This window comes from Marinobacter maroccanus (assembly GCF_002933275.1).
Classification (GTDB): Bacteria; Pseudomonadota; Gammaproteobacteria; order Pseudomonadales; family Oleiphilaceae; genus Marinobacter; species Marinobacter maroccanus.
The window spans coordinates 39894-45893 of record NZ_PSSX01000028.1 but is presented as its reverse complement, the minus strand read 5'-3'; the positions used below and the strand labels follow the sequence as shown (position 1 = coordinate 45893).

Below are 6000 nucleotides of genomic sequence, written 5' to 3'. Positions count from 1 at the left end.
AGGCTGGCTGCTTCCTGTTTGAACTCAGGAGAAAAAGAACGTCGCTTTCTGGTCATCAGACACCTCGTTTATGGTGGCGATATTACCACCTACGTTGGTGTCCGGAATCATTGAACCACTACAATGTGCCGATCAAATAACTCTGGAGCCTGCGCGCAGAGCTCTCGGTGGAGTTTTTTACGGCGGTCAACCAGACTAAAAAAAGGTCTTAGTTTTTTCTGGCCAAGTTTTTTATCACGAACAAAATCCCGAAACTGACGCCAACTATTCATAGAAAGCCAGGTCGGTACCAGTGGTAAATAGACGACATCGGCTACCCTCAAAACCTGCTCGGTAAGACGAGACTGGCCGGGTGGGCAATCCAGCACAACGAGGCTCGTTTCCTCCGCAAGGGGGGCAAGCATGGATTTCAATGGCAATGACCGCTCGTCCTCTTCGATACGAATATCCAGGTTCCGGAAACTCTTGTGGGCTGGGATAAAATCCAGACCAGGGTATACGTTCTCCTCGATGAACTCCGCAATGGGTACTTTGCCCTCCAGAAGCTTTGAAATCTTTTTTCCTCTTCCAGGCTCACCACCTGAGAGGTAGAAACTTGCAGCACCCTGGGAATCCAGGTCCCAGAGCAACGTCGAGCATCCACTTTTACTAGCCAGATAGGCAATATTGACGGCGGAGGCGGTTTTGCCGACACCACCTTTCGGACTATAAAAAGCGATTGTTCTCATGTATTGGTGGTCCGTTTGTAGCGAGTTCAAAAAACAGGGTTTGAAGCAATGGCCTCTATTTTTGCGAAACCGCCCATCCCGCAACGCCTTTCTACCGATCATCTGCGATCGGATAGGACTTTCTGACATTCCTCGATCCCATTAGAGAAAGCCATTGATGGCGACAGCAAATCTACGTATCTGCGGGCATAACTAGATTTGCCGCAGGCTACAATTGAATGAAACTTAGGAGGATGTCTGAGCTGCATAGGAAGTTCCCATTGAGACCCCGGAAAAAATTTTTCAACTATGTAGCGAATTCGCAGAGTGGAACTCCTCAACTACTCTCTTCCTTTAAAACGCCGAAGTACAACACATCTGGCATCTTGCTGTGTTACACATTGATGACAAACGGGGGAGCTATAACGAGAAAGGGCTCCATTGCGGAGCCCTTGTCTTCCACTTGAAAATTCTGGTTCAGGAACCGACGGTGCCGCCGTCTTTCCGACGAATCACAATCGTGGCGTCACGAGGGATAGTGATACCATCGGTCTTGGCGGGGAAATTCGTCGATTTAGGATCCCCATCACCCGGGTGCTGAGTGTTGGTGAACAGGGTGCCAAAATCAGGCGTCGGCGCGAGACCGGTAATTTCATCTGAATTCACGCCCATCAATAGCCGGCGGTATTCCCCTGTGTTCGTGTCAAACACAACCAATTGGTCCTGAAGCCCGTCCGGCTGAGCACCATCGGTACCAATGAACAGTCGACCGAAGGGGTCTGCGAATGCAGCATCCGGGTCGGAGAACACGTTAGCACCGCCATCTGACGGCGCCTGATAATTTGCGAAAGAAAAATCCTGAGGGTCGACCGCTGTCTCTGGATCGCCGGGTGAGCGGGTGTTGCGCGCCAGCAAGAAGAGATTCCACGTGAAAGCCGTTGCGCTGGTATCGTTTGTCTCGATGATGTAGCCATCGGTGTTTTCAAAGATAGGATTGGCCTCGCTGATTGCGCCCTGGCCATCATCCTTACGGTCATTGTTGGTCAACGTCCAGTAGACCTGCCCATCGGTACCAATTGTGCTCCACTCCGGGCGGTCCATAGGCGTCGCACCGACTGCGTCTGCTGCAAGTCTTGCGTAGGTCAGCACCTTATCCTGGCTATCCAGACCCGCGTTTGCAATTGCCTCGTTCGCCGGCGTGAGCTCGATCCAAATACCCGTTCCCTGGCCATCATTGGCATTGCTGCCTTCATCAAAACGGGCCACGTAAAGCTTTCCATCATCAAGAGGGCTCTGGCCGGCCGCAATGGCAGCTCGCCAGGAAACGTTCGACTCATACTTGTAGCAATAGTCGCCGCGCTGGTCGTCGCCCATGTAAACCGCAATCCGACCGTCCTTAAGTTCTTTCACTGCGGCAGCCTCGTGCTTGAACCTGCCAAGGGCCGAGCGTTTCACCGGCTTCTTCGTATGGTCGAAGGGATCGATCTCGACGATCCAGCCAAAGCGATTGGATTCGTTGGCATAATTCCCATTTTTAAGATCAAAACGCGGATCGAAAAGATGCCACGAATAATTGAAGCCAAACCGGCTAAAACCATAACGAGCGTACGCCTTGTCCTGGAGTGCATCAAACCCGCCAATGCTCTCCTCGGCCGAACCAAAGTAGCCGTTGAAATTCTCTTCACAAGTCAGGAAGGTACCCCAGGGTGTAGGGCCAGAGCCACAATTATTGAGAGTGCCTTGAGGGGGATTACTGACTGCGTTCTCCAGTAGCGGACTGCCGGCGACCGGGCCCGAGAACATCACTTCAGTATTGGCAGTGATTCTGCGGCTCAAAGCACTGGGCACAACGTCCCATTTGCCACGCCAGTTCTGCGCGATAGCCACAACCGTCACGCCGTGAGCTGCCTGAGAACGTCGTACTTCCTCCAGGCTTTCTGGTTGGCCCTTGCCGAGGACGTGAAAATTAGTGCCGAATTCATGGTTCACGCACAGCATGCCAGAACGGCTATCAAGAACTTGGCGGCGAGCACGTGAAGGCAATTCCCTACCGCGCCGAGCCTCGGTTGCGAGAACTCTTGGCAGGTTCGAGGGGAAAAACCACATGCCGTCGTGACCAATTCCGACCATTTGCTCTTGCTCTTCAGAGGTCGGACGATTGACCGGATCCCCTTCATAAGGCGTAATTCCTGCTTCCGGGTTGATTGGGGTTCCCCACGGAATCAGCACCTGATATTCGTAGTCAGGAGAAATGGTGACAGTCTTGCCCCCGGCAGCCGTGGCGTCCGCGATCGTCAACGGTTTAAACGTTAATAGCGGGCCTTTGTTCTGGCCCGGGGCAAGAGACTTACCCCGCCCGTTTGCATAGACTGAGGCCGGCGCAAAAAAGCTTGTAGCCGCCAAGGCCAATGAACCTTGAAGAAGCCTGCGTCGCGACAGTTGTGAAGTAGCGACCTCAGCGAATGATGGGTTTACAGTCGGGTTGGTCGAAATGTCTTCAGAGGAATCGTCAAGTTGATGCTCAACGTCAGTCGTCGTGGTCATATCTATAATATCCCTGACAGTTAGATGGTAAGAAGACTTGCCGGGCGCCCAGTGCCAGACACTCAGGCACACGAAACCCTCGGTGCCGCCGCTCACAAATCGTCAGCGCACATCGAACTGCGGGAATCTTGACAATATGTTGTAAGTATTGCGGTCGCATGTCAGTTGAATGACCGATGGTGAAAATCTCAACTAATCTGGACGGGTTACTTCCTCGCAATGGCCCTTCAGTCAACCCGAAAATTTACCAGCAGACCAGTTTCTCGGGCCACGGAACGACCTTCTGACAAACTTAATTCAGTTCCAGTCCTGGCTCGATTTGAGCAATATAGTATTTCAGTGTTGAGACATTCGATCTTTAACATTGTTCGGTGAAGCGAGGTAACGTCATGCGGTACAGACTCAGCCCCAACGGCAATTTTGCGAAGCACCTGAGACGGCTAATGAGGTCAATCAATGACGACATCGCGCTCTCACTTCTCCGAGCGTGCCGGGATCCCGAGACTGGGGTTCATGAGGCTCGGAAAGGATGTAAGGAAATTCGGGCCATGCTGCGCCTCGTCAAGCCGCATATGGATAACGAGGATTTCAGCGACAATCAGTCGTTCTACAAAGAGGTCTCAGCCAAATTATCGGGCAACAGGGATGCGCTTGTTCGGACAAAAACCTGGAACAGCCTCTTAGCTGAGATGCCATCGTTGCAGGGGGCGCCTGCCGACACGGTTGCAGGCTTTCTATCGTCACAAACCCAGCTTGATCCACTCGCTGAAAAAGGAAGTGATTTTTTCCTGGACCTTGCACTGGAAGTCGACGCACACAACAAGGAGCCAAAAAATTGGAGCCTCCCCAAATCCCTTTCTGATCTCGTTCCAAATCTCAAAAAAATCTACCAGAAAGCCCGTAAAGCAGAAAAGAAGGCCCGTGAATCTGAAGAAATCGAGGACTTTCATGAGTTTCGGAAACGGTCCAAAGATCTCTTTTACTGCTTGAGAATCCTTCGACCGATGTTCGGAAAGGGCCTCAAATCGAAAGTGTCGCAGCTTCAGAATCTCACCGAGACCCAGGGTGATGCGAATGACTATGCGGTTTTGCGGGATTTTCTCATCGACCACCGGGAGGCTCTGGAACTTGATGAAAAGGATTTTGAACTCGTCAAAAACGCCATTCAGGCAAAACTGCACAACTTGCAGGACCGTGCACACAGCGAGGCGAAGCACCTTCTCTCTGAGTCTCCTGGAGCGTTCATAAAACTGTTATGAATTTGGGATAAGTATGACTAGAGAGCACTGAGGATCTAGTCATGTCCGCACAACCACAAGTCAAGGAACTCATTGGATACTCGTTTTTGATCGGCTTTGCCAATGACCATGTTTTTGATGCCAGAGAGCTGATCACTCTGGATGCACTAGCCGGTTCAAATGGGCGGGTAGATGAGGCTAAGATACTTGCACTGCGCGCGCTGCTGGATCGCTTGGAAGAACAAGATCTGGCGATGAGTGTTCGCTTGGAGATTGATCAGTTTCGGGAAACCAACAACATCTAGCTGTTTAGCACGTGGTCAGTGGACTTAATCAATGTGAGCTTGCCGTTAATCCATCATCATAACTATTAGGCAGTTGATTTTCATATAGTATTAGTATGAATTTCAGCCTTGCCTCATGCCAGAACCGGATTAAAATTTAGCAGTCCTCACGAACGTGACAGCCTAGTGCCTGAAATGGAGTCCCCACCCATGAACTCTGATCTTCTTGCCCTTGCACTGATGAACGACCCCAACTTCACTCTCCAGAGCATCGACGATGAAAGGACTGATACGTCTGAAGCAGACGAAACACGCGCCTCTTTCGAAATGGTTGCAGATGATGGTGAGTTGATTGGGTATATTAAAACCTGGCACGACGATGATGATTACGCCGGGTTTGTCCACTTTGATGCCGAGGGCAACATCGTAGACTGGAAGACCTTTGCAAAAGGGATGCACCACAACGGTACAAAGTGATAAAAATGTCATAAAAACCAGGCATTATCTTCCCGCTGTTGATTAACATCATCGTGTGATTTACCAGTGGATCTTCATTACCGGGAACCTAGTGTCCCGGTCTTTTGTTTGGTATCCGTATCACGAAATACGACCAAGACGACCATAAGGGCCAAGGCATGGATTCTTTGAACAGCCTCAAGTCCAGGTTTCTCTCCTCCACAGCGGGTCTACGATTCCGTCCGAGTGTCGAAATTGAGCGTGGCCACTGTTCGCTATACGTGCACCTCTCCCCATTTTCTCTTGCTCCATCCGGCCATATTCTTGATTCAACGATATTCCAGCTCCTCTTCAATGCGGCTTCTCTCAGCGCCAACACGTTAGTTCCTGATGGCGAAGTGAGCTGTATCGAATTCCAGCTACCACCCGCTCCTCCGTCATGCTTTTCAACCGCTGTAGCCGTCGCCGATGTTGTTCAGTCTGATCCTCGTCAGATATTTGTTACAGCGCGCCTCTACGGAGATCTGGACTTTGAGATCGCATACGCCGTTGGCAAATTTCAAACCCTTGAGATACCTCACTCGCAGGATATGTTGAATTCAGACCAAGTCAGTCCGGAGGCCTCTACCTCAGCGCTCGACATCGTTCGCCCGTTGAATTCATGAAACTGTATTGCGTCCGCAATATTTACGTAATGAGATTGTCACTCTCTGCCCTCACACTTCCCGCTCTCTCGAAGATCAGAAGTCGATCTTTTTGTCCGGCTCCTGG

4 protein-coding genes and 1 pseudogene are annotated in these 6000 nt (G+C 51.0%); 3 read left to right on the top strand and 2 right to left on the bottom strand.

Annotated features, from left to right (window positions below; translation table 11 throughout):
- Window positions 1-137: 137 nt before the first annotated feature.
- Together KEHDKFFH_RS19575 and KEHDKFFH_RS19570 are read right to left on the bottom strand one after the other, a co-directional pair.
- Window positions 138-728, bottom strand: a pseudogene (locus KEHDKFFH_RS19575) (ParA family protein); the annotation flags it as partial.
- A gap of 456 nt (window positions 729-1184) precedes the next feature.
- A complete protein-coding gene (locus KEHDKFFH_RS19570) occupies window positions 1185-3251 on the bottom strand; it encodes a PhoX family protein (protein ID WP_104323451.1) in 2067 nt (688 codons plus the stop codon).
- A 389-nt stretch (window positions 3252-3640) separates the two neighbouring features.
- Here KEHDKFFH_RS19570 and KEHDKFFH_RS19565 point away from each other — a divergent pair, with 389 nt between their 5' ends.
- The 3 genes from KEHDKFFH_RS19565 (at window position 3641) to KEHDKFFH_RS19555 (ending at window position 5250) form a co-directional block, all read left to right on the top strand.
- The gene (locus KEHDKFFH_RS19565) at window positions 3641-4510 is read left to right on the top strand and encodes a CHAD domain-containing protein (protein ID WP_104323450.1); all 870 of its coding nucleotides are present in this window, start codon (window positions 3641-3643) and stop codon (window positions 4508-4510) included.
- Between the two features lie 41 nt (window positions 4511-4551).
- Entirely contained in the window at window positions 4552-4794 is a 243-nt protein-coding gene (locus KEHDKFFH_RS19560) for a hypothetical protein (protein ID WP_104323449.1), read from the top strand.
- A gap of 189 nt (window positions 4795-4983) precedes the next feature.
- A complete protein-coding gene (locus KEHDKFFH_RS19555) occupies window positions 4984-5250 on the top strand; it encodes a hypothetical protein (RefSeq protein WP_104323448.1) in 267 nt (88 codons plus the stop codon).
- Window positions 5251-6000 lie beyond the last annotated feature (750 nt).

What these genes read in the sequence shown, in the direction of transcription:
- KEHDKFFH_RS19560 (WP_104323449.1), top strand. Translation starts at nt 4,552, where the DNA reads ATGTCCGCACAACCACAAGTCAAGGAACTCATTGGATACTCGTTTTTG.
- KEHDKFFH_RS19555 (WP_104323448.1), top strand. Translation starts at nt 4,984, where the DNA reads ATGAACTCTGATCTTCTTGCCCTTGCACTGATGAACGACCCCAACTTC.
- KEHDKFFH_RS19565 (WP_104323450.1), top strand. Translation starts at nt 3,641, where the DNA reads ATGCGGTACAGACTCAGCCCCAACGGCAATTTTGCGAAGCACCTGAGA.
- KEHDKFFH_RS19570 (WP_104323451.1), bottom strand. Translation starts at nt 3,251, where the DNA reads ATGACCACGACGACTGACGTTGAGCATCAACTTGACGATTCCTCTGAA.